A 23,333-nucleotide genomic window follows, 5' to 3' on the forward strand; every position below is an offset into this window, starting at 1 on the left:
GCGACGGAGTGCTGAAATTTATCTAGGTTTTAGAGCCTAGAGATCGTCATCGCTCCATTCCTCATCCAGCGCTTCTGGCGGTGGGAGATGACCGTAGAAAGCCTGACGGTGCAGGTGGATGTTGATCCGCGCGGAATACATCTTGGGCATCGTGTCAATTGCAAAGGCCTGCCCGGCGGCGGTCCCTTCGATAAGCTGCTCTCCCCAAACTCCAAGATTCCCTGTCCAGTAGCCGCTGTCCAATACCCTCTGCGCGGCAACTTGGAATGAAACCTCATCGGTCTTATCCCGGGCGATGATCCATGAGGTATCTGCGGGATAGTCGATACGGTTCTTAGGCTGGCTCGCATGGCCATAGCTTCGGGGTTTAGTGGTGCCCCAGTCGCCGTAGATTATCCTCGGGTGGTTTGTCGCCTGTTGCACTTGGGCAAGGAGATCACGGTTGGTAAAACCGCAAACATCGGTTCCATCAAAGGGAGTGAAGTCTTTCGGAAACGAAGTGCAGGAGATGGCAATTGGAACCTCCGGCGGAATCGTTCCGAAGAAGCTGTTGGTGTATCCGCTGGCTAGGGCAGCCACTAGGAGTGGGTCCGGCACCCAACCAAACTCAAACACCACGGCATAGTCGTTCGCTCCCTCTGCCGCCAATTCGGCTACAAGCGCAGGCATCCATTGTGGGATGCCGGACCCTATCCCCTCGGCAAGGTTCATTCGCAGGCAGAAAGCCCGGTTGTGCTCCCGCGCCCATGCGATCTGCTCCCGCGCGCTTTCTATGCTGCGCTCCGCCATTAGGAGGCAGGGATTGGCATTTGGATACTCCGACAGGAGCCCCCACCATGCGTCAAGGTCTGCTGGCTTGGCAGCCAACCGCGCCCAAAGCTCCTTTGCCTCATTGGGCTTGTCGTTCATGCGGTAGTAGGTGTCCACATCAATGAAGTATGGACGGGACGGATAGGACTCTTCAAACTTGTCCAGCGCACGGGACAGAGGCGAAGTAGCAAGCCACGGGGCCAGCAAAACGAGAGGTGTCAGCCGGTCTTTCGTGGTTCCCGGCAGTTCCTTCAAACCGCTCAGTTCAGCGGGTCGGATGCCCAACGTCACTAGATACTCTTGAACATCCATCGCCCGCGCCGCCCCCTCAGGTCATCTGCAACTTAATTTCCATCGCCGCCGTGGACACTCCAAAGCGGCGGGCAAGGTCCTCAATTACTTCACTGGTCATGGGGCCGGAATACTCCGCCGTTGCCTCAGCCAACTGGGCGGACGGGATCACAAGGTCAGATGCGAGCCGGTTGGCCTCGTATTCGATGTTGGCCGGTTGACCGGAACGCAGCAGGACATTCTCTGACCAGCCACCCTCGGCAACAATTCGGTCGCGATGCAACAGGAAATGCGCAAGCTCATGGGCAAGTGTGAAGCGCTGGCGGTGCTTCGCCTCGTGCCTGTTGATGCGGATAACAAAGTCTCCGTTCTCCTGCCCGATTTGGCCGGATGTGCCTCGCGGCAGCGTGGACAACAGGACCTTTACGCCCAGACGCTTCGCAATCGCCCCCAGCTTGACCGGATGCTCAGACAGATATTCGTCAATCTCAGCCCGCACGTCGGGGGCCAAGTTCGTGTATTCCGGCGAAGGCGACTTGACCTCCCAGTCATTTGCCACCGCTAAATTCTGCATACTTCCATCCATCTTCTTTCTCCCTCCTGTTTGTTTGCGTCAGTCTTGGTCACCGCCTTCGACCACGTCCTGGGGGTCCATAACTGGTCCCCCAGCGTTAATTCGCTCAATGACTCTCCCAACTGCGGCGTCCAAAGCCCCCGTTCTTACGAGCGCTTTAAGAATCTCGTCTCTATGCTCGTCATCAGCGAGGACCACTTGCAAACCCAACGGCAAAATTTCACGGACCTTTTTATCAACTTTCGGATCAAGGTCGGCCTCCATGGTCTCGGTAATCTTGGTAGCTGCCGCAGTTTTTGCCTCGCTCGCCGCCTCGTCCTTGATCTCACGCAGGGTCTTGAGGGCGACCAGACCAATTACGAGTGCGCCAACCGTCACTGCAAGGCCAACAGCTCCAAGGAAGATCGTCGCCACGGTCAGCAGCAGGTCAACGTAGTCTGCCCTCGTCGGGTCGATGTGGGCAACTTGGCCCTGCGCCGGGAGCCCCCATCCGAACCAAAACACGATGGCTGCAACGGCGACGAACGCGCCAATGATTGACCCTAAAATTGCGGCGCTCAGCTTACCCATCAAACAACCAGTTCATCACGCATCGGGAGCTTCACGCCTTTCATATTGGAACGTATAGAGAACAAATCAAGAGAAAGTGTAAACTATCTTGACTTTAGCGTCGATAGCGAATCCTCCCCGCCTGGCAATTGGACTCAATGTGCCAAAACTTGATGGGCCACTCTACCAAAAACGGCCTAAGTATTTGAAAGATAAATAAATAATGGCGATCCCGGGAGGACTCGAACCCCCAACATCCTGATTAGAAGTCAGGTGCTCTATCCAGTTGAGCTACGGGACCGTGGCTCTGCGATAACGGTTCGGAAAACGGTTCGCAAGCCGGTGACGTTTTCCTAACCGTCTGTATTTTCATCTTCTTCTGGCCCCGGACCTCCGGCTTAGAAGTCAGCTGCTCTATCCAGTTGAGCTAAGGGGCCGCTGACCGGTGTGATACGCGAGCCCGGGAATACGGTCCAGACCATGCGTTTGACGCTCGCGCAATTCGCGCGCTCGGCATGCGGTCCGCGACGAAACATCCGGCATCGCTTGTGCTACCCTGTCCCGTGAAACGCGCGAGGTCGCAGCCGCCCGGCCAAGGGAAAAGGCCTGTTCGCCGCCTGACGGCCCACCCCTGACGGAGTGCCCAAGTGACCCGATCCGGTACGAATGCCAAGGCAGCGGCGGCCTATTACAACGAGGATACCGTCGCGGCCTTCTACCGAAGCGCCTGGGGTGGAGAAGACATTCATATCGGGCGTTATGACACGGGCGCAGAGACCGTGCGCGACGCGTCTCGGGCGATGACCCGGCACCTCCTGTCCCTTGCCCGCCTGCGGCCCGGGGACACCGTGCTGGACATCGCCTGCGGCTACGGCGGCACGCTGCGCGAACTCGCGCGGTCGGGCTGCGTGGTGCACGGGATCGACATATCCCGCGTCTGCGTGGAGGAAGCGCGGCGCGCCAATGCTGCTGCGGGGCTGGCCGACCGGATCTCGGTCCAGATCGGAGATTTCCACGACCTCCCGTTTGAGCCGGCCACGCTCTCGGCCTGCATCTGCCAGGAATCGATCATTCATTCCACCGACCGTCCCCGGGTCTTCGCCGAAGTGTTCCGCGTCCTGCGGTCACGCGGTGTCTTCGCCTTCTCTGACATTCTGACGACCGAGGGCGCCAACCTCGACCTCGTGAATGCCGCGTTTGCCCGCCTTGGGGTCACGGGCGGCGCCACGCGGGGCGACTACGAACGGATGGCGCGCGAGGCCGGGTTCGACATCGTCCAATCCGGGGAACGGCAAGACGATATTCGCACCCATTACGACAAATTGGCCGAGCGGCTCGAAGACCCGCTGCCGGGGGTGTCGCCCGAGGCCGCCGATGGCATCGCCGCAAGTATCGAACGCTGGCAACGCGCCTTGGAAGGTGGCCACATCACCTGGGCCTGTTTCGTTGCAAAGAAGCCCGGTTGAGTGCGGGCAGCCCCGCGCCGCGGTTACAGCGATCGGGTCATGAACACGCTGAGCGGGTCGGGCCGGTAGGTTCCGAAAGGGGCGCAGGGCTCGAACCCCGCAGAAGCGTAAAGCGCGCGGGCCGCCGCGAACTCCGCGCTTGAGCCGGTTTCCAGCCAAAGCGTTCGGACACCCGCGTCCTGCGCCACGCAGACAAGGTGGGACAGAAGCGCCCGGCCATATCCCTGCCCGCGCCGCGCCTGTAGACAATGCATCGCCTTCAGCTCGGCCTCGCCCTCTCCGAACGGCTTCAGGGCTCCGACCGCGACGGCCCGCCCCTCGGACTCCATCCCGACGAAGACGCGGGCATCGGCGCCGCGCAATTCATCGGCGGTCATCACATGGCAACTCTCAGCGGGGGACTGCGCGCGCATGAGATCGAAATGGGCGGCCAGCAAGCCGTCAGCGGCCGGGTCCGCCCCCAGAACCTCGCGAAACGTCAGGGGCATCTGAGCACGGGGCAAAATCGCGCCGTCCCACCTAGAGCACAATTGTAGATCGCCAGCTTACTTTCCATTCCGAAATCGGCTCAAAGACGCTGCAGGAAACAATCCACGATCCCGCGAAGCAGACGATAGCACAATACCAAACCCGTCAGAGCGGGATACACGAATTGGGCATCGCGTGTCGCCGTCCGCCTTTCCATGATCGGGCCTGAAGATCCTCGGCAGAACGTCACGGGGATCGACGCAAGCCTCCAACACCTCTTCGGTCGGGTCTGGCGGCCGACGCAGCCAAGCGAATTCTGCCCGTCGATGGGGTCTCCCGCATTGTCGTGTCTGAAAGCGTCAGGTTCGCCAATGTCATCTCTGCGCTCTCAGACGTCATGGGCATGGCGGAAACGACCGGCGATCTGGAAAACCGTCTCGATGTCGCGGACGACATCGAGGAGGCATTGGCCTGGTACGAGATGGTAGCCTATTTCGATCTCAGGATCGCTCGACATCAGCACGCAGCAGAGTTGATGCAGTCTATTCTGACCGAGGTTCTGGTCCTCAACCGCTCGACATGTGTCTGTTGGCATCCCACCATCCGTTTGGAATGGCCTGCAAGGCCACGTAACGGCGGCACGCAGATCAACTGTCACGGCGTGCGCGGGGCGCGCTCCCCACGGCGCTGCGAATGCCGGTACGAAGCGATTGGTGCTATGCTTGCTCTCGATGGAGTGGTGCGGGGCGATCTTGCCCGCCACGCTCCATCATCGGAAAGGGGGACACCATGGCAAAAGGCATTGATGTCCCGCAAGAGCGGCAGGCGGGTAAGTCCCGGCAACCGGAACGGACCAACCGGGGGGCGTGCGCAGCGCTGGCAGCGCGCCGTGCCACCGACTTCGACAGCGCGGCGCGCTGGTCAGATCGCCCCTTCGGTGTCGGACCGGAACCTGTCGATCCATTTTCGCAGGCTGAACATGTCGAAATAGATCGACAGGACGGACGGGAAGACCAGCACGACCAGGATCATCGAGGCCAGCAGGCCAAAGGCCACCGACACCACCAGCGGCACCAGCGTCTGCACCTGCGGGCTGCCGTCCGAGATGATCGGGATCAGGCCCACGATGGTGGTCGAGCTGGACAGCAGGATCGGCCGGAACCGGTCGCGCACCGCGTTGAGCGCGGCGGCCACGTAGTCGTCGCCCTCCAGGTGCGACTGGAAGAACGTCAGGAACAGGATCGCATTGTTCACCACGATCCCGGCCAGCGAGGCGAAGCCGATGAAGCTGGGCATCGACATGTCCAGCCCCAGCGCCCAATGCCCGAGGATCGTGCCGATCAGCGCGAAGGGGATCGAGATCATCACCACCACCGGCAGCGTGTAGGATCGGAACTGGAACGCCAGCACCATGTAGACCCCTACCAGCCCCAGCAGCAGCGCCGACATCATCGAGGCCTGCGATTCCTGCTGGTCCTGTGTTGCCCCGCCGATCTGGATCGTCACGCCGGGATGGTCGGCGGCGATCTGCGGCGCCAATTCCTCCGTGACCACGGCGGAAAGCGCGGTCGAGGTGGTGACGGCACGGTCGATGCTGCCCTGGATGCCGGCCACGACCATGCCGTTCTTGCGCGTGATCGTCGGATAGCTGGCTGTCAGCGTCAGGTCGGCCACCCGCGACAGGCTGGTTTGCGCGCCATCGCTCAGGACCACGGGGAACAGCTCCAGCTCGGTCAGGCTGGACATGCTGTCTTCCAGTTGCACCCGAACCGCCATGTTGCTCAGCCCGGTGCGGAAACTGTCGGTCTCGGCCCCTTCGAAGGCGTTGCGCAGTTGCGAGGCCAGCGATTGCGGGGTCAGGCCGATGGAATAGCCGTATTCGTTCAGTTGCAGCTGCACTTCCTGCCGGCCGCCGTAGAAATCCTGGAACGCCTCGGTCACGTCCTCGCGGGCCAGAAGCGCGCTGACCAGGTCGCTGGCCGCCGCGCCCACGGCGTCGAGGTCGCGACCCATGATCTCGATATCGATATCATGGCCGCCCGGCCCGACCTCGGTCTGGGCGAAACTGCTTTGCACAAGATCGGGCAAGGGCCCGGCCGCCGCGCGCCAGGCGACCAGGACCTCGTCTGCCGTGACGTTGCGGCGCGAGCTTTCCAGCAGATCGACGGTCACGGTCGCGGTGTTGGACCCGTTGTCATCCACATCGGCGTTCACGCCATACTGGATCAGCACCCGTTCGATCAGCGGCGCTCCGCCCTCGGTGCCCGGCGTGTACTGGGCATCGACCGCATCGAGGCCGGCAAGCAACTGCTCGACCGTCTGCACCGTGCGCTCGCGCGGGATGCCCGAAGTCAGCGCGACCCGCGCCACTACGGTGTCGCCCTCGACGGTGGGAAAGCCGATCACCTTGATCTGCCCCGAGGCGATCAGCCCCACCGACAGGATCAGGACCCCCACAACCGCCCCGAAGGTCAGGTAGCGCAGCGCGACGAGCCGCGCCGCGACGGGCAGCACGATGCGTTCCTTGACCCATTCCAGCGCGCGCGCCGCCGGGCGGCGTTCGTGATCGCCCGCCGTGATCTTGCCCGAATGGCTCAGGTGGTTGGGCAGGATCAGGAACCCCTCGACCAGCGACAGGGCCAGCGTCAGCAGCAGCACCATGGGAATGAAGCGCAAGACCTGCCCCATGTCGCCCGACAGGAACATCAGCGGCCCGAACACGCAGGCCGTCGTCAGAAAGGACGACAGGACGCCCGGCATCACCTCCATCGTGCCGCGCGTCGCGGCCTCGAGCGGGCCGGCCTTGCGGCGCCACTTGTCGATATTCTCGGCGATGACGATGCTGTCATCCATGATCAGCCCCACGGCCATCAGCAGGGCCACCAGCGTGATCATGTTGATGGTGATCCCGAAGACGCTCATCAGGAACAGCCCGCCAAGGAACGACACGGGCAGCGCCGCCGAAATCCACAGCGCCTCGCGGATCGAAAAGAACAGCCACATCGTGCCGAAGACCAGAACAAGGCCGATGGCGATGTTGCCCGCGATCAGCGTCAGGCGTTCCTGCACGATGTCGGTCATGTTGTTGATCACGGTCAGGCGGAACGGCGCGGGATAGAGGGCGCGTTCGGCCTGCAGGACGGCGTCGACCTCTTCGAAGACGCGGATGCTGTCCTGATCGCTGGATTTCGAGATCGAAATGATCGCCGCCTGATCCCCGTCGATGAAAGATTGCATGTTCTCGTCGCTGTCGACCAGTTGCACGCGCGCGATGTCGCGCAGGCGCACCAGACCGCCGGTCGCGTTTTCCAGCACGATCAGGTCTTCCAGTTCGGACACGGTGCGGCTCGCCCCGGAATAGCGCAACACCAGGCTGCCGCCGTCCAATTCGACGTCACCCAGCGGCTGGCGCAGGCTGCGCGCTTCGAGTGCATCCACCACGTCCCGGCTGGAGATCGAGAATTGCCGCAGCGCGCGCTGGTCGAAACTAATCTGCAACACACGGTCGGTGATCCCCGTCACGCTGGTTTCCGACACGCCGGGCAGCGCCAGAAGGGTATCGGCCAGTTCCTCGGAATACTCGATCAGGCCCTGCCGGCCCGCGATGCCCGAAACGGCGACCAGCGCCACCAGGTCGGTGCGGGCGTTGATCTCGACCGAGGGGGTTTGCGCGTCATCGGGAAAGTCCGACACGCCCGACACCGCCGAGAAGACATCGTTGAAAAACTGGATCAGCTCGCCACCGTCTTCCAGTTCGGCCACCGCCTGCGCGCGGCCATCCATCGACAGGCATTCCAGGTCCGACAGGCCGGTCAGGCCGGTCAGCGCGTCTTCCAGCGGGGTGCAGATCTCTTCATCGACGTCGCGCGCCGAGGCGCCGGGGTAGGTCACGCTGACGCTGACGCTGTCGGCGGTGAAGGCCGGGAAGGTCTCGCGCTCGATATTCGACAGGACCGAGATGCCGAGGATGCAGATCAGCACCATCATCAGGTTGGCGGCGACCGGGTGGCGGACGAAATAGCCGACCATCTCAACGCCCCCCGTCGGCGGTGACGGTCACCGGGGTCAGCGCCATGCCGGGCACGGGCGGTTGCGGATCGCTGAGCACGAGGCGGTCGCCATCGGCCAGCCCCTCGGTCACGATGACGCGATCGTCGAGGATCGGGCCGGTTGCGATCGGGCGCAGGGCCAGCCGGTCCTCGGCATCGGCGATGTAGACAAAGGCCGCGCCATCATCATCCTGGCGCACCGCCGCGCGGGGAATGGCGATCACGCCCTCGACCGCCGCGGCCTCGAACTCGACCGAGACGAAGGCGCCGACGTTCAGCGGCGGGGCATTGCGTTCGCGGTTGGCCATCAGCGGGTCGGCGACCCGCACGACCAGGCCGATGGCGCCTGTCTGGTCGTCGATCGTGCCGCGAAACCGGACGATCTCGGCCGGGTAGCTGGCCTCGAACACGGCCACGTCCATGCGCACGGTGGCGGTCACGCCGGCGGCGTTCAGGAACTCGATCACCCGGCTTGCATCGACATCGGTGCCCGGATCGAACACGCCGCCAAGGGCGGTCTGAATCAGCGGCCCGAAGGCATTGGGCTGAATCTCGGCCACGATTTCGACGGCCTCGGTGCCTTGCAGGGTGATCAACTGGTCGCCGGTGCGGATGAACTGATCGACCTCGACCCCGACCGAGGCGACGCGCCCACGGAACGGTGCCCGGATCGTCGTCTTCTCCAGATCGCGTTCGGCCTCGGCCAGTTCGGCCTGCCGCACGGCCAGCGTCGCCTCGGCCGAGGCGCGCTGCGCGTCGAACAGCGCCAGCGTGTTCTGCAAGCTTGCAAGCGCCGTCTCCTGCGCCAGCAGGCCCGTCTGGGCCGTATCCAGCGTGGCCTGTGTTCCGGTGCCGGACTCCAGCAGGCGGGTGGCGCGGTCGACCTCGCTCTGGGCGACGGCGAGGATACGCGTCTCGATCTCTATGCTGCGCTCGGTGTTCGCGCGTTGCTGGTCAAGCTCGGCCAGGGCAGCTTCGGCGGCGGCGACATTGGCGCGCGCGCGTTGCGCGGCAAGCTCGTAATCGGTCTGGTCGACCTCGGCGATGACCTGGCCCGCGTCCAGGATTGTCCCTTCGGCCAGGCCTTCGGCCAGCGAAACGATGCGCCCCTCGACCTCGGAGACGGCGGCCCATTCGCGCACCGCCTGCACCCGTCCAAACCCCGTCGCGGTTGCTGAAACGGCCTGCGGCGTGACCTCGGTCACGCGCACCGCCAGCGTCGCCTCGGGGCGCGTGACCACTGGCGGTGTTTCCCCTCCTGTCATCCAGAGGAACCCGACCACCCCAAGAACGATGGGCGGGATGACAAGCAGCGGCCTGAGGTTCATGGGGGCGGTCCTTTTGCGGAAGGGCGGTTGTGGTGATGGGCGGTCCCTGCGGCGACCTGCGACGTATGTTACACGGACGTGGGGCGGAGTTCCGTCACCGGTTTTGCCTATCCTGCAACGCGTACGTTGCCAACGACCGCGCGGCTGCGGCATTCGGCCTTTGGCGGGGGGACAGGACTATTCCGCCGGTGCCGTGACCGCCCCCGATGAAGTGGTCCAGTTTCGGTTTCGGTTCATGGCGGGAGTGGAGGCTGCGACCGGATCGGTTTCGATTTCGCAGGCTATGTCGGGCAACGCAGTCTTAAGGACGAGGCACCGCCACTCCGCATCCCTGAGCGCGACGGTGTCTCCCGCCTCGTACCTGATCCGAACGAAGACGCCGCTGGCCAGCACCGTTCGGCCGGCAAATTCCGCTTTGCCGCGAGGTCGGATTCCGGCCCCGCATGACGGAACGAAAACCGCTTCGCGCATGTCTGGACAAGCACGGAATCCTCTCCATACTCCGGCCCAGTCAAAACCTCAGGGAGATACCCATGACCATTCGTGTAGCCGCCTTCGGTGCGGCGCTGCTGGCAACCACGGCGCTGACCGCCGCCGATGTTTCGGCCGAAACCCTGCGTTGGGCGCGCGCGGCCGAGGCACTGACCCTTGACCCGCATTCGCAGAACGAGGGCCCGACGACCACGCTGATGCACCAGATCTACGAGCCGTTGATCGTGCGCAACCACGCCGGCGAAATGGAAGCCGGCCTTGCCACCAGCTGGGAGCCGTCCGAAGACGATCCCAATGTCTGGGTCTTCACGCTGCGCGAAGGCGTGACCTTCCACGGCGGCGAAGAGTTCGACAGCGCCGATGCGGTGTTCTCGATCGAGCGCGCCATGTCGGAAACCTCGAACTTCAAGGAACTGCTCAGCTCGGTCTCCGAGGTGCGCGCCACCGGCCCCTACACGCTGGAAATCGTCACCGACGGCCCGAACCCGCTGCTGCCCAACAACCTGACCAACATCATGATGATGGACCAGGGCTGGGCCGAGGCGAACGGTGCCGAGGCGGTGCAGGACTATGCCGCCGGCGAAGACACCTATGCCGCGCGCAACACCAACGGCACCGGTCCCTACATGCTGGAAAGCCGCGAGGCCGACGTGCGCACGGTGCTGAGCGCCAACCCCGACTACTGGGGCATCGGTGAGTTCCCGCTGGCCGTCAGCGAGATCATCTTCACCCCGATCCAGAACCCGGCCACGCGGGTTGCCGCCCTGCTGACCGGCGAGGTGGATTTCATCCAGGACGTGCCGGTGCAGGATTTGCAGCGCGTCAATGACGCCGAAGGCATGGAAGTCATCACCGCACCGCAGAACCGCGTGATCTTCTTCGGCCTGAATGTGGGTGCCGACGACCTGGAACTGGACAATGTCGAGGGGGCCAACCCGCTGTCGGATGTCCGCGTGCGCCAGGCCATCGACATCGCGATCAACCGCGAGGCCATCCAGCAGGTCGTGATGCGCGGACAGTCGGCCCCGGCCGGCGTGATCATGCCGCCCCCGGTCAATGGCTGGACCGAAGCGCTTGATGCCTACCCCGCCTATGACATCGAGGCCGCGAACGCCCTGATGGAAGAAGCCGGATATGGCGACGGCTTCTCGGTGCAACTGGACTGCCCGAATGATCGCTATATCAACGACGAGGCGATCTGCCAGGCCACTGTCGGCATGCTGGCGCAGATCGGCATCGAGGTGAACCTGTCGGCCCTACCGCGCGCCCAGCACTTCCCGCTGATCGCCAATGGCGAAACCGACTTCTACATGCTGGGCTGGGGCGTTCCGACCTACGACTCGGAATATATCTTCAACTTCCTTTACCACACCCGTGGCGAGGGTCGCGGCAGCTGGAATGGCACCAACTTCTCGGATGCCGAGATGGACGAGATGATCGTCTCGCTCGCCTCCGAGGTCGATCTCGACGTGCGCAACGAGACCATCGCCCAGCTTTGGGAAATGGCCGAGGAAGAGATGATCTACATCCCGATCCACAACCAGATCCTGAACTGGGGCATCGCCGACGGCTGGGAGACGCTCGTGGATGCCGACGACTCGGTGAAATTCAAGTATTTCGAAGCCGAGTAAGCACGACCAAACGGGGGCGGCGGTTTCCGGTCGCCGCCCCGACATCTGGCGCGGGCATAGTGTTGACCGCGCCATTTCGTCAGCGCCGATCACGCGCGGGTGAGACGGCGACGCTGGCCACGCCCCAGCGCATGCGCGAACCTTTTGTCGCGGGCGGGACTCGTCTGACCCGAAGCTGGCGATAGGGTTTCCGAAATAACCCAGTGCCCGCTGGCGCGCACGGCTGCTGTGATGCTTGCGCGTTCCGCCCCCGTTGCTGCCCGTCACACAATCCGGGATCGCCCCCGAGGCGCCACAGGCCGCGATGGAGATCGCCGCCGGCTCCTCCATAACGCTATGCTCTGTGTGCTGCTCGACAGGCACCATGCGTCGTTCACCGAGATCGCGCGAACGCTGCGTCGGGTGACCGTGTAACGACTTGACCCTTTCTGCTTAAGAGTGCAGCACAGCGCGATCCGCAACGGAAACGGCAGGCAGATGGTCAGCTACATCCTCAAACGTATCCTTCAGTCGGTGCTCGTTCTTCTAATCGTCGGGCTTGTGGCCTTCGCGATGTTCCGCTTCGTCGGCGACCCGATCGACACGATGCTGGGGCAGGAACGCACGATGCAGGACATCGAGCGACTCCGCGAAAGCCTCGGGCTGAACAAACCCTTCTTCGTGCAATATTGGGATTTCCTGGTCCGCGCGGTGCAGGGCGATCTGGGCATCTCGTACCGGCAGGGGCGACCCGTGGCCGAAATCATCGCCGAACGGTTGCCCGCGACGCTGGAACTGGCCGCCGTGTCGGGCCTGTTCGCGATGGTCTTCGGCATCGTTTTCGGCATCTTCACAGCGATCCGGCGCGACGGCTTCGCCGCCAATGCGATCATGACCCTGTCGCTGATCGGCGTGTCGCTGCCGACCTTCCTGATCGGCGTGCTGCTGATCTACGTGTTCGCGGTGGAACTGTCATGGCTGCCCAGTTTCGGGCGCGGCGACGTGGTGCAGGTGGGCGGCTGGTCCACCGGCTTTCTGACGCAATCGGGGCTGGTCGCACTGATTCTGCCGTCGATCACCCTCGGGCTCTACCAGATGACGCTGATCATGCGGCTGGTGCGCTCCGAGATGCTGGAGGTCATGCGCGCCGATTATATCCGCTTCGCCCGCGCCCGCGGCCTCAAGAACCGCTCGATCCACTTCCGCCACGCGCTGAAGAACACGCTGGTGCCCGTGATCACCGTCACAGGCCTCCAGCTTGGCTCGATCATCGCCTTCGCCATCATCACCGAGACCGTGTTCCAATGGCCGGGTGTCGGCTTGCTCTTCATCAACGCGATCCAGTTCGTCGATATCCCGGTGATGGCCGCCTACCTGATGCTGATCTCGGTGATGTTCGTCGGCATCAACCTGATCGTGGATCTGCTTTACGTCGCGATCGACCCGCGGCTGAGAACGTGAGGGACGTCACATGACAGACAACTCGAACACCGTTCAGGCCGAACGCGCGCGTTCCCGCATTGCGATGGCGTGGGACAGCGACGTGGCCCATTCCTTCCGCCGCTCGCCGGTCGCCCTGCTTTCATCGACCGTGGTGCTGCTGCTGGTTCTGTCGGCGGTCTTTGCACCGCTGATCGCGCCGCATGACCCGTTCAACCCGGCCACGCTGAACCTGATGAACGGCTTCACCCCGCCGGGCGAGGCCAACATGTTCACCGGCGACAGCTTTCTGCTGGGTACGGACGACCAGGGGCGCGACGTGTTTTCCACCATCCTTTACGGGCTGCGTATCTCCTTGTTCGTCGGCTTTGCCGCCGTGGCGCTTGCGCTCGTGATCGGCGTCACGCTTGGCCTGATCGCCGGCTATGTCGGCGGTTTGACCGAAACGATCATCATGCGCGTCGCGGATGTGCAACTGACCTTTCCCGCGATCCTGGTTGCCATGCTGATCTTCGGCATCGCCAAGGGGATCACCCCGCCCGAATACCGCGACCAGATGGCGATCTGGGTGCTGATCCTGGCCATCGGCCTGTCGGACTGGGTACAGTTCGCCCGCGTCGTGCGCGGCGCGACGCTGGTCGAACGCTCCAAGGAATATGTGCAGGCCGCGCGGCTGATCGGGCGCTCGTCCTTTGCGATCATGCTGCGCCACATCCTGCCCAATGTCCTGTCGCCGGTTCTGGTGATCGCCACCATTTCGCTGGCGCTGGCCATCATCGCCGAGGCGACGCTGTCCTTCCTCGGCGTGGGCGCGCCCCCGACCGAGCCCTCGCTCGGCACGCTGATCCGCATCGGTCAGGGCTTCCTGTTCTCGGGCGAGTGGTGGATCCTGTTCTTCCCGGCCCTGACGCTGCTGGCCCTTGCCCTGTCCGTGAACCTGTTGGGCGACTGGCTTCGCGACGCCCTGAACCCGAGGTTGCGCTGATGTCCCTGCTGGAAATCGAGAACCTGACCGTCGAGTTTCCGACCCGCCGCAAGACCTTTGTCGCGGTCAAGGATGCCCATCTGACAGTCGAGCCCGGCCAGATCCACGGCCTTGTCGGCGAAAGCGGCGCGGGCAAATCCACCATCGGCGCGGCGGTCATGGGCCTGCTGGAACGCCCCGGCCGCATTGCCGGCGGCCTGATCCGGTTCCGGGGCGAAGAGATCTCGGGCCTCGATGCCGAGGCGATGCAGGCGCTGCGGGGCAAGAAGATCTCGATGATCTTCCAGGATCCGCTGACCTCGCTGAACCCGCTTTTCACGGTCAAGCAGCAACTGGTCGAGACCATTCGCGCGCATCTCGACCTGTCCGAGGACGCGGCCGAGACCCGCGCGGTCGAACTGATCGAGCGCGTCGGCATCCCCAACCCGCAGGAAAGGGTCAACCAGTATCCGCACCAGTTCTCGGGCGGGATGCGGCAGCGCGTGGTGATCGCGCTGGCGCTGTGCTCGGAACCCGATGTGATCATCGCGGACGAGCCGACCACCGCGCTGGACGTGTCGATCCAGGCGCAGATCCTCGACCTGATCAAGGAACTGGCGCGCGAACGGCAAGTGGGCGTGATCCTGATCACCCATGACATGGGGGTGATTGCCGACACCACCGACAAGGTCACGGTGATGTACCAGGGCGAGGTCGTCGAAAGCGGCGCCACGGCGGACGTGCTCGGCCGCCCCCAGCATCCCTATACCAAGTCGCTGATCGCCGCCGTCCCGCGCCCCACGATCAAGCTGGCGCGCTTTCCGCTGATCTCCTACGGCGGGCGCGTGACCGAGTTCCATATCGAGGACCTTGCGCGCAGCTGGCCCACCGACGCCTCGGAACGTGGCAAGCCCCTGATCGAAGCCGATGGCATCACCAAGACGTTCCTTTCGAAGGGGGCGATCCTGCCCTCGCGCCGGCAATATTTCACCGCCGTCGATCAGGCCCGGTTCGAGATCCGGCAGGGCGAGGTGTTCGGCCTTGTCGGCGAAAGCGGCTCGGGTAAATCCACCATCGCGCGGATGATCGCGGGGCTGTACCCGGTGGATGGCGGCGCGGTGCGCTACCGCGGACAGGACGTGACCGCTGGCAAATCGGGGGTGCCCGACTGGTATCGCCGCGAGATCCAGATGATCTTCCAGGATCCCTATTCCTCGCTCAACCCGCGCATGCGGGTGGACTCGATCGTCGCCGAACCGGCCCGGCATCACGGCATCCTGTCGGGGCCTGCCCTGAAGGCACGCGTGGACGAATTGCTGGACCGCGTCGGCCTGGGCGCCGAGGCAGGGCTGAAATACCCGCACGAGTTCTCGGGCGGGCAGCGGCAGCGCATCTCGATCGCGCGGGCCCTTGCGACGCAGCCCAAGTTCCTGATCTGCGACGAACCGACCAGCGCGCTGGACGTGTCGATCCAGGCGCAGATCCTCAACATCCTCAAGGACCTGCAAGAGCATCTCAACCTGACCATGCTGTTCATCAGCCATGACCTGCCCGTGGTGCGCCAGATGTGCGACCGGGTCGGCGTCATGAAGGACGGTCAACTGGTCGAGGTGGCCGAAACCGAAACGCTGTTCAGCGCCCCGCAACATCCCTACACGCAGCACCTGTTGTCGCTGATGCCGCGGCTCGACGGTCTGTCGAACGAGGGTCTGAACGTCGCCTGAGCCTCGCCCACTGCGTCGAAGCGGGCACAAGGCTGGGGATGGACGGCTGGGGCGAACCAGTCTCCGCCAGGTGTTCCGTCCCGGCACCTGTTGGATCGGATCGAGGATGAAACGATCCGGCTTTCAAGGCCGGATTTTGCAGATGTACTCGTATGGCATGAGGCCGTTGAGGGCTTTTTGAGCCTGCACAGGATCCGTGTGAGTGGTAACGAACAGCGCTTAGACCACAGCTACACGGTCCGACCACAAGAGGCTCGCCAGGGCGACGTACAGGCACCGAGGTCATTTTTCACGCAAGACATGGAAAGGGGCCTGCGTCCGCGAGAACTTTGCCCCGATTTACAGCATCAATGCGTCCAGGCGCCTCGGCGATCGGTCGCGAAATTCTCGCCGTAACCGCGCGGCCGGATGTTCGGCTTGCGCTTCTTCGGCTGGACTACGACCGCGTCGATCTCATGCTCTTCGGCATAGTCCTTGGCCGCCTCAAGCGAGTCGAAGCGCAGGCGCACCTGGCTGTCCATGTCCGAGGAACTGGTCCAGCCCATGAGGGGATCGATCTGGCGCGGGCTTTGGGGCGTGAACTCCAGGACCCAATGATGGGTCTTGGCCGTGCCCGAGGACATCGCGGATTTCGCCGGCTGGTAGATGCGCGCACGCATGGGCAACCTCACTGATTGGTCTGGCCCCTGCTTATCCGAAAAACCCGGCCTCTTGGCAACACGCTAACCTGTCGCGCGTTTGGGTCGTTCGGTCTTTTGACACTCGGCGGGACAGGGGCAGCGGCAGAGGGTTGCCGGCACGGGCCGAGGGAGCGAGGGGTGGGTGGGTGGTCGGCCCACACCGGCAACCGCTTCTGCTGCTTGCCAGATCAAAATACCTGACAAGCCTGATTCTCGACAACAGGAAATTCTCCTTAAAGTTGTGCAAATTGTCCGGGTTTTCGAAAGCTTCCGTTAACGATTGCGCGCCGGGCCGGACCCGTCGCAACGCGGCCCCAAAGCACACCCCTTGAAGAAGAACAAAAAGCGATCAATTTCTGTGGGGTCAGCGGAGAGGATCGATGCACAACAATTCCCCCGAACAGATGCCAGAGACCGGCCTGTCGATCGACGCGGTGCGCGCCCGCCCCAAGCTGGAAGGCGGCAAACGCTTCGTCATGCAGTCGGAATTCAAACCGGCAGGCGACCAGCCGACGGCCATCGCGGAGTTGAGCGCGGGGATTCTCTCGGGCGATCAGAACCAGGTGCTTTTGGGGGCCACCGGCACCGGCAAGACCTTCACCATGGCCAAAGTGATCGAGGAAACCCAGCGCCCCGCCATCATCCTTGCCCCGAACAAGACGCTGGCGGCGCAACTTTACGGCGAGTTCAAGGGCTTCTTCCCCGACAACGCGGTCGAGTATTTCGTCAGTTACTACGACTACTACCAGCCCGAGGCCTACGTGCCGCGATCCGACACCTATATCGAGAAGGAATCGCAGATCAACGAACAGATCGACCGCATGCGCCACTCGGCCACGCGGGCGCTTCTGGAACGCGACGATGTCATCATCGTGGCCTCCGTCTCCTGCATCTATGGTATCGGCTCGGTCGAGACCTACGGGGCGATGACGCAGGACCTGTTCGCCGGGCAGGAGTATGACCAGCGCAAGGTCATGGCCGATCTCGTCGCCCAGCAATACCGCCGCAACGACGCCGCCTTCCAGCGAGGGTCCTTCCGCGTGCGGGGCGACAGCCTGGAAATCTGGCCCGCGCACCTCGAAAACCGGGCGTGGAAACTTTCGTTTTTCGGGGAGGAACTGGAGAGCATCACCGAGTTCGACCCGCTCACCGGCCAGAAAACCGACAATTTCGAAAAGATCCGCGTCTATGCGAACAGCCACTACGTCACGCCGCGCCCGACGATGCAGCAGGCGATGAAAGGCATCAAGGCCGAGCTTCAGCAACGCCTCGACCAGCTGGTGGGCGAGGGCAAACTGCTCGAGGCGCAGCGCCTCGAACAGCGCACGAATTTCGACCTCGAGATGCTGGAGGCCACCGGCGTCTGCAACGGGATCGAGAACTATTCCCGCTACCTCACCGGCCGCGCCCCCGGCGAGCCGCCCCCCACCCTCTTCGAATACATCCCCGACAACGCCATCGTCTTCGCCGACGAGAGCCACGTCTCGGTGCCGCAGATCGGCGGCATGTATCGCGGCGACTACCGGCGCAAGTTCACGCTGGCCGAACACGGGTTCCGCCTGCCCTCCTGCATGGACAACCGCCCCCTCAAGTTCGAGGAATGGGACGCCATGCGCCCGCAATCTGTCTTCGTCTCGGCCACCCCCGCCAACTGGGAGCTTGAGCAATCCGGCGGCGTCTTCACCGAACAGGTGATCCGCCCCACCGGCCTGCTCGACCCCAAGGTCGAAATCCGCCCGGTCGAGATGCAGGTCGACGACCTGCTGGACGAGATCCGCAAGGTCGCCGCCGACGGGTTCCGCACGCTCTGCACCGTGCTGACCAAGCGCATGGCCGAGGACCTGACCGAGTACCTGCACGAACAGGGCATCCGCGTCCGCTACATGCATTCCGACATCGACACGATCGAACGGATCGAGATCCTGCGCGACCTGCGGCTGGGGGCCTTCGACGTGCTGGTCGGCATCAACCTGCTGCGCGAGGGGCTGGATATCCCCGAATGCGGGCTGGTCGCGATCCTCGACGCGGACAAGGAGGGCTTCCTGCGCTCGGAAACCTCGCTGATCCAGACCATCGGCCGCGCCGCGCGCAACGCCGAGGGCCGCGTCATCATGTATGCCGACAAGATCACCGGCAGCATGGAGCGCGCCATGCGCGAAACCGACCGCCGCCGCGCCAAGCAGATGGCCTATAACGAGGAGCACGGCATCACGCCCGCGACGGTGAAGAAGAACGTCGAGGATGTGCTCGCCGGCCTCTACCAGGGCGACGTGGACATGAACCGCGTCACCGCCAAGGTCGACAAGCCGCTGCATGGCGCGAATTTGGAAGCGCACCTGAACGGCCTGCGCGAACAGATGCGCAAGGCCGCCGAGAACCTGGAATTCGAAGAGGCCGCGCGGTTGAGGGACGAGGTCAAGCGGCTGGAAGCGGTGGACCTCGCCGTGTCGGACGACCCTCTGGCGCGTCAATCGGCGGTCGAGGCCGCGGTGGAAGAGGCACAGAAGATGAAGGGGCGGAGCACGGCCGGACGGCCGGGGCAACGGGGTGGTGTGAAGAGGCGGAAGCGGTAAACTACGGAAAGAAAGGTTATTTTTATGAGCTCTATTTTTCTCAGCCACAACCATAACGACAAACCGATCGTTGAACCGATTGCGTTACGACTGGCGGAGATATTTGGACAACGAAACGTCTTCTATGATTCTTGGTCCATTCAGCCAGGTGACGGCATCATAGATGCGATGAATAAAGGCCTAAGCGCGCCTGATCTAGTCTTCTACTTTGTCTCTGAGCATAGCCTTAAGAGCAAAATGGTTGAGTTGGAATGGCAAAATGCTCTATTCAAGGCCAGTCAAGGAAAATGTAAGGTTATTCCCGTTCGTATAGATGACTCCAGTATGCCGGCAGTTTTAACTCAAAATCTCTATATTGACCTTTTCTCCAATGGTCTCGAAGCGGCAATTTTGCAAATCGTTAATGTAGCACAAGGAAACTCGAGCTTCACACCTCAACACCTTGGTTTTTCAAATATTTCTTATGAGATCATTAAGATATCATCTAACGAGACGGATATCTTCGTAAGAGCATCTCATTACCTTGAACCACACCCCCACTTTGTAATTCTAACAAAGGATACCGAACAGGAAATTAGCGCCTCTCTTCCAGACTTGGGAATGGCGCGGCAGGGATTTAATAAAGATATAAAACTTAACGACGGCATGACGTACAATGGTATATTTATTGCCTCAATTGGCGGCAGCATAACGCCAAAAATGCCCCTTAGGATTAGAATAAAATGGGCCGAAAATTCACTTCATTCGTTTGAGGGAATTCTACACCAGAAAGGTGCCGATGAGTGGAGGACTCTACCCAATATTCAAGCATAAGATGCCGGAATATTCTCTCAGAATTTTATCCGAAGCAGTGCTCTCTATGTTGTCCTTTTGGCTGTTTCCTCTCAACGATTAGGGGCGCGATCAGCGCCGAAGGCGCCGCGCGAGCGCCGACGCGCCCCCACGCGGCGGCGCTTTGGCCAGCCACAGGCACCCCGCTCAAACGTAGCAATGACTTGGCAACCATAAACCGCTCCAGACCACCCGTCGCAGCGCCCCCGCGCGCGTCGTCGCTCGCGCGGCTTGTGCACTGACCACGCGTTGCACTGGATCGCGCCTTGCCGGGGCTTCGCCCGTTCAGACCTCAAACGCTCCACCGGAGCGTTTGCCGCTGCGCGGACCAGCCTTCACCCCACCACGCGGCGGCGCTTTGGCTGCCACAAGCGCGCCGCTCCAACGTTGCAATGACTTGGCAACCATAAACCGCCCCGGACCACCCGTCGCAGCGCCTCCGCGCGCGTCGTCCCTCGCGCGGCTTGCGCCTCTTCACGCTGTAGGGCGGGACTTGTCCCGCCGCCCCCCGGATGGCGGGATCAATCCCGCCCTACGATCACCGAAAAACGGCGGAACACCATCCACCGTACGCACCCCTCGGGAAATCCTGCCAACTCCCTGATCTAAATTCGGAATTTCCCCACTCCCGCAACACCCTGCAACTCGTGCTATCCTGCGCGCAGTCTTTTTTCACTGACCAGAGCTTTTGCCCATGCGCCCCCTTCTCGCCCTCCTGATGACCCTGCCCGCCCCGGCCCTTGCCGATGACTGCGCCGCGCGGCTGTCTGACCTGCTGGCCACCAGCCTCACCGCCGACGGCCCCTATATCGCCGAGAACGTGAACATGGTCGCGGGGATGCGGCAGGTCTATCGCCAGCATTTCGTCTCGGACACGCATTTCCTCGTGCAACAACTGGAGCCCGCGGGCATGCCCGACACGCTGCATTACAACGGCGGGGCCTGGACCTCGGACGGCGCGGGCGGCTGGACGCTCGCCTGGCAGATGCCGCCCGAGGACGCCGCCGCCGGCATGGTCGCGCAGCGCGAGGCGATGGCTGGCGCCGTCGAAAGCGCCACTTGCGCCACGGAAACCCTCGACGGCCGCGCGATGGAGCGCATCACCGGCCTGCTCGGCGAAACCCCGACATTCGGGCCAAGCCTCGCCGTCTCCTACCGCGTCGATGCGACGACCGGACAGGTCACGCAGCTGACCTATGACTACACGCTGAACGGGATGGAGATGCACGCCGAGTACGAGATCTCTCCCGCCCCCGGCCTCGATCTGCCCCTGCCGCCGTCGAACTGACATGGCCGTCGATGCAGGATTTCGAGACCACCCATTCCCACCTCTACCCCGGCGCGCGCGGAACTCGCCCTAGGACGGGCCGGTGACGGTGGTCTTTGCGGACGGCACCCGCGCCGCGGCGAACCTCAGCGGCACGCGGCTTTCGGTGGCCCCGCATCGCACGGGCAAGGGCACCGCGATCCCCGCCAAGACCTGGCGGGTGAGCTTCGACGCGCCCATGCCGGACGGGCGCGTCGCCTTTCGTGTGGCTGGCCGGCTGGCTCAGGACGCGCCGCCGGGCATGACGGTCAGACCCAGCATGTTCCAGTTCTGCATGCCGCCGCGATAGTAGTAGAGGTTCTCCGCCGGGAAGCCCGCCTCGATCATCCGGCGCGCGGCCGTGGGCGACTGCCCGCACCACGGGCCGTTGCAGAACAGCACGACGTTGGGCAAGTCGCCCTCGCAGATCCAGCCGTCGAAATCGACCTCGCAGCCGAGGTCGCCCAGCCGGTCCGCGGCCTCGGTATAGGGAACCGAGATCGCCCCGGGGATCGTGCCCTCCTCGTATTGCGGGCGAATGCGCCCGTCGACGAGGATCGCGTCGCCCGATTGCAGGAACTCCAGCACCTCAAGCTCGCCCACCGGTGTCACGCCCGGCGCGGGCACCATCGGCTGGATGCAGAAATTCGGACAGGGGCGCGAGGTCTGCTGCCAGAACGCGCCAACCGTGGCCGAGGTGTCCTGGTTGCGCATGATCTCGACCGGGCCATTGGCCGTCTCGACCGTGACGCTCATCATGTCCGGCGTGATGCCGACCTCGTCCTGTGCCAGCGCGGGCGCGGCAAAGGCCAGCGCGCACAGGGTCATCAATGCCTTACGCATATCGGGGATCCTCCCTTCAAGTGTCGCTCTCTCCCACGAACACCCTAGGCATTCTCGCGCCGGACTCCAAGTGACCTGCCGACGGGGACCTGCGGCGCAAATGCGCATTGCGACTGGCGAAAAATCGGATCAAAACCCTGCGCATCGGGGCCGTAGCTCAGTTGGGAGAGCGCGTCGTTCGCAATGACGAGGTCAGGGGTTCGATTCCCCTCGGCTCCACCATCCCACAAGAAAAACGGGTCCACACCGCGCGGTTACACCGCGACGAGGTGGTTGTCCCAGGCCCACCGGGTATGCGCCTCGGCCAAGGGCCGATCGTTCGACAGGCGCGTCAGGACCCCGGTGCCGGTCGAGGCGAAGAAGCCCCCCGCCGGGTCGGGACCGACGCCGCAGACATCCTCCAACGCGACCGCGCCGAGGTATGCGCCGCTGTCGCGGTCGAAGCGTTGCAAAAGCCCGCCGCGCGGCGAGGTGATGGCCAGGTCCCGCCCGTCCCCCGAGACCGAGACGCTGCCCGCGTAGTGTCGCATCTGGCGGTGGGCATCCTCGGGCGCGGACAACAGGCGCGGGGCCTGCCCCTGCTCGTGGGTGAAGAGAAGCGGCGGGTGCTCCCCCTCGCTGCCTTGCCATTGCATCGCGGCGGCCACCATCCCTGACGGCGTCATCGCGAGATGCCGGATGGAGTTCTGGCGCAGCGCGACGTCCAGTTCCACCACCTCGACCGGGCCGCTTTCGGGATCGGCATAGGCGAGGTTCGCGCGCATGGTCGGTGCGTTCAGCTGCACACGCCCCGTGTCGGGATGCGTGGCGATACCGCCATTGGCGATGACCAGCCGCTCGGAGCCGGGCAGGCGCATCACGTCATGGGGCCCGACCCCGCCCGAGGGGAACGCGCCCACGCGCCGATACCCCGCGGCCACGTCCCAGACCCCGATCACCCCGTCCAGCGTGTCGAGGTCGTTTTCCGGCGTGAACAGCAGGTCGCCGCCCATGGAAAACGCGCCGTGCCCGTAGAAATGGCGATTTTCCGGCGTTTCAAGCCGGGCGATCACCGCCCCTTCGCGGCAATCGATCACCAGCGCGAAATTGCCCGGACGGCGGGCAAAGGCCACCGCCTCGGGCCGTTCGGGATGGGCGGCGGCGGCATGGCCCCGGTCGGGCATCGGCAGGTCGAACAGGACCTCGCCCGCCCCGGTCAGACCGCAGAGGCGATAGCTGCCATCGGGGGCGCGTGCCGCGCTCAGGAAATCGGGGCTGCCTGCGTCGGCCCAGCCGGGGCGCGGGCAGGCGGCGATGGCCGCAAGGCTTGCAAGGAATCCGCGTCGTGTCGTCATG

18 protein-coding genes and 2 tRNA genes are annotated in these 23,333 nt (G+C 63.6%); 10 read left to right on the forward strand and 10 right to left on the reverse strand.

Annotated elements, in window-relative coordinates; all coding sequences use genetic code 11:
• Positions 1–36 precede the first annotated feature (36 nt).
• The 4 genes from ABD923_RS13175 to ABD923_RS13190 form a co-directional block, all read right to left on the reverse strand.
• A complete protein-coding gene (locus tag ABD923_RS13175; protein WP_259549820.1) occupies positions 37–1,122 on the reverse strand; it encodes a beta family protein in 1,086 nt (361 codons plus the stop codon).
• Between the two features lie 16 nt (positions 1,123–1,138).
• Entirely contained in the window at positions 1,139–1,687 is a 549-nt protein-coding gene (locus ABD923_RS13180; protein WP_259549819.1) for an ImmA/IrrE family metallo-endopeptidase, read from the reverse strand.
• 27 nt (positions 1,688–1,714) lie between these two features.
• Complete coding sequence (locus ABD923_RS13185; RefSeq protein ID WP_259549818.1) at positions 1,715–2,245, reverse strand: hypothetical protein; 531 nt, start codon at positions 2,243–2,245, stop codon at positions 1,715–1,717.
• Positions 2,246–2,448: 203 nt separating this feature from the next.
• Positions 2,449–2,525, reverse strand: a tRNA-Arg gene (locus tag ABD923_RS13190).
• 346 nt (positions 2,526–2,871) lie between these two features.
• On the opposite strand from ABD923_RS13190, the gene ABD923_RS13195 reads away from it, so the two are divergent.
• Positions 2,872–3,690 (forward strand): class I SAM-dependent methyltransferase, encoded by an 819-nt coding sequence (locus ABD923_RS13195; RefSeq protein ID WP_259549817.1) that lies wholly within the window; start codon positions 2,872–2,874, stop codon positions 3,688–3,690.
• 23 nt (positions 3,691–3,713) lie between these two features.
• Here ABD923_RS13195 and ABD923_RS13200 read toward each other — a convergent pair whose 3' ends face one another.
• Complete coding sequence (locus ABD923_RS13200) at positions 3,714–4,178, reverse strand: GNAT family N-acetyltransferase (protein ID WP_259549816.1); 465 nt, start codon at positions 4,176–4,178, stop codon at positions 3,714–3,716.
• Between the two features lie 326 nt (positions 4,179–4,504).
• Here ABD923_RS13200 and ABD923_RS13205 point away from each other — a divergent pair, with 326 nt between their 5' ends.
• On the forward strand, positions 4,505–5,149 hold the full coding sequence (locus ABD923_RS13205; RefSeq protein WP_259549815.1) for a hypothetical protein: 645 nt from the start codon (positions 4,505–4,507) through the stop codon (positions 5,147–5,149).
• Here the strand turns inward: ABD923_RS13205 and ABD923_RS13210 are convergent.
• Positions 5,080–8,187: an efflux RND transporter permease subunit gene (locus ABD923_RS13210; protein WP_259549814.1), complete on the reverse strand. Its 3,108-nt coding sequence runs from the start codon at positions 8,185–8,187 to the stop codon at positions 5,080–5,082. The two genes, ABD923_RS13205 and ABD923_RS13210, sit on opposite strands and share 70 nt — an antisense overlap.
• Before the next feature lies 1 nt (position 8,188).
• The gene (locus ABD923_RS13215; RefSeq protein ID WP_259549813.1) at positions 8,189–9,535 is read right to left on the reverse strand and encodes an efflux RND transporter periplasmic adaptor subunit; all 1,347 of its coding nucleotides are present in this window, start codon (positions 9,533–9,535) and stop codon (positions 8,189–8,191) included.
• Positions 9,536–10,068: 533 nt separating this feature from the next.
• Here ABD923_RS13215 and ABD923_RS13220 point away from each other — a divergent pair.
• The 4 genes from ABD923_RS13220 (at position 10,069) to ABD923_RS13235 (ending at position 15,765) form a co-directional block, all read left to right on the forward strand.
• Positions 10,069–11,658, forward strand: coding sequence for an ABC transporter substrate-binding protein (locus ABD923_RS13220; protein ID WP_259549812.1), 1,590 nt, complete (start codon positions 10,069–10,071; stop codon positions 11,656–11,658).
• Between the two features lie 477 nt (positions 11,659–12,135).
• Positions 12,136–13,098 carry an ABC transporter permease gene (locus tag ABD923_RS13225; RefSeq protein WP_259549811.1) on the forward strand — a complete coding sequence of 321 codons (963 nt, stop codon included), beginning with the start codon at positions 12,136–12,138 and terminating at the stop codon, positions 13,096–13,098.
• A gap of 10 nt (positions 13,099–13,108) precedes the next feature.
• Positions 13,109–14,062 carry an ABC transporter permease gene (locus ABD923_RS13230; protein WP_259549810.1) on the forward strand — a complete coding sequence of 318 codons (954 nt, stop codon included), beginning with the start codon at positions 13,109–13,111 and terminating at the stop codon, positions 14,060–14,062.
• A complete protein-coding gene (locus ABD923_RS13235; protein WP_222189484.1) occupies positions 14,062–15,765 on the forward strand; it encodes an ABC transporter ATP-binding protein in 1,704 nt (567 codons plus the stop codon). The genes ABD923_RS13230 and ABD923_RS13235 overlap by 1 nt, the downstream gene beginning before the upstream one ends.
• Before the next feature lie 347 nt (positions 15,766–16,112).
• Here ABD923_RS13235 and ABD923_RS13240 read toward each other — a convergent pair whose 3' ends face one another.
• Positions 16,113–16,424 (reverse strand): ETC complex I subunit, encoded by a 312-nt coding sequence (locus tag ABD923_RS13240; RefSeq protein WP_259549809.1) that lies wholly within the window; start codon positions 16,422–16,424, stop codon positions 16,113–16,115.
• A gap of 401 nt (positions 16,425–16,825) precedes the next feature.
• Here ABD923_RS13240 and uvrB point away from each other — a divergent pair, with 401 nt between their 5' ends.
• From uvrB to ABD923_RS13255, 3 genes are all read left to right on the forward strand, one after another.
• Entirely contained in the window at positions 16,826–19,018 is a 2,193-nt protein-coding gene (gene uvrB, locus ABD923_RS13245; RefSeq protein WP_310796404.1) for an excinuclease ABC subunit UvrB, read from the forward strand.
• Between the two features lie 24 nt (positions 19,019–19,042).
• Positions 19,043–19,831, forward strand: a complete 789-nt coding sequence (locus ABD923_RS13250; protein ID WP_259549808.1) for a toll/interleukin-1 receptor domain-containing protein — start codon at positions 19,043–19,045, stop codon at positions 19,829–19,831.
• 736 nt (positions 19,832–20,567) lie between these two features.
• The gene (locus tag ABD923_RS13255) at positions 20,568–21,137 is read left to right on the forward strand and encodes a hypothetical protein (protein WP_345229506.1); all 570 of its coding nucleotides are present in this window, start codon (positions 20,568–20,570) and stop codon (positions 21,135–21,137) included.
• Between the two features lie 261 nt (positions 21,138–21,398).
• Here the strand turns inward: ABD923_RS13255 and ABD923_RS13260 are convergent, their stop codons facing one another.
• A complete protein-coding gene (locus ABD923_RS13260; protein ID WP_259549805.1) occupies positions 21,399–21,998 on the reverse strand; it encodes a rhodanese-like domain-containing protein in 600 nt (199 codons plus the stop codon).
• Between the two features lie 146 nt (positions 21,999–22,144).
• On the opposite strand from ABD923_RS13260, the gene ABD923_RS13265 reads away from it, so the two are divergent.
• Positions 22,145–22,220, forward strand: a tRNA-Ala gene (locus ABD923_RS13265).
• A gap of 32 nt (positions 22,221–22,252) precedes the next feature.
• Here the strand turns inward: ABD923_RS13265 and ABD923_RS13270 are convergent.
• Positions 22,253–23,332 (reverse strand): DUF1513 domain-containing protein, encoded by a 1,080-nt coding sequence (locus ABD923_RS13270; RefSeq protein WP_259549804.1) that lies wholly within the window; start codon positions 23,330–23,332, stop codon positions 22,253–22,255.
• Between the last annotated feature and the right edge of the window lies 1 nt (position 23,333).

The organism is [Roseibacterium] beibuensis (genome assembly GCF_039542305.1).
GTDB classification, from domain to species: domain Bacteria; phylum Pseudomonadota; class Alphaproteobacteria; order Rhodobacterales; family Rhodobacteraceae; genus Roseibacterium; species Roseibacterium beibuensis.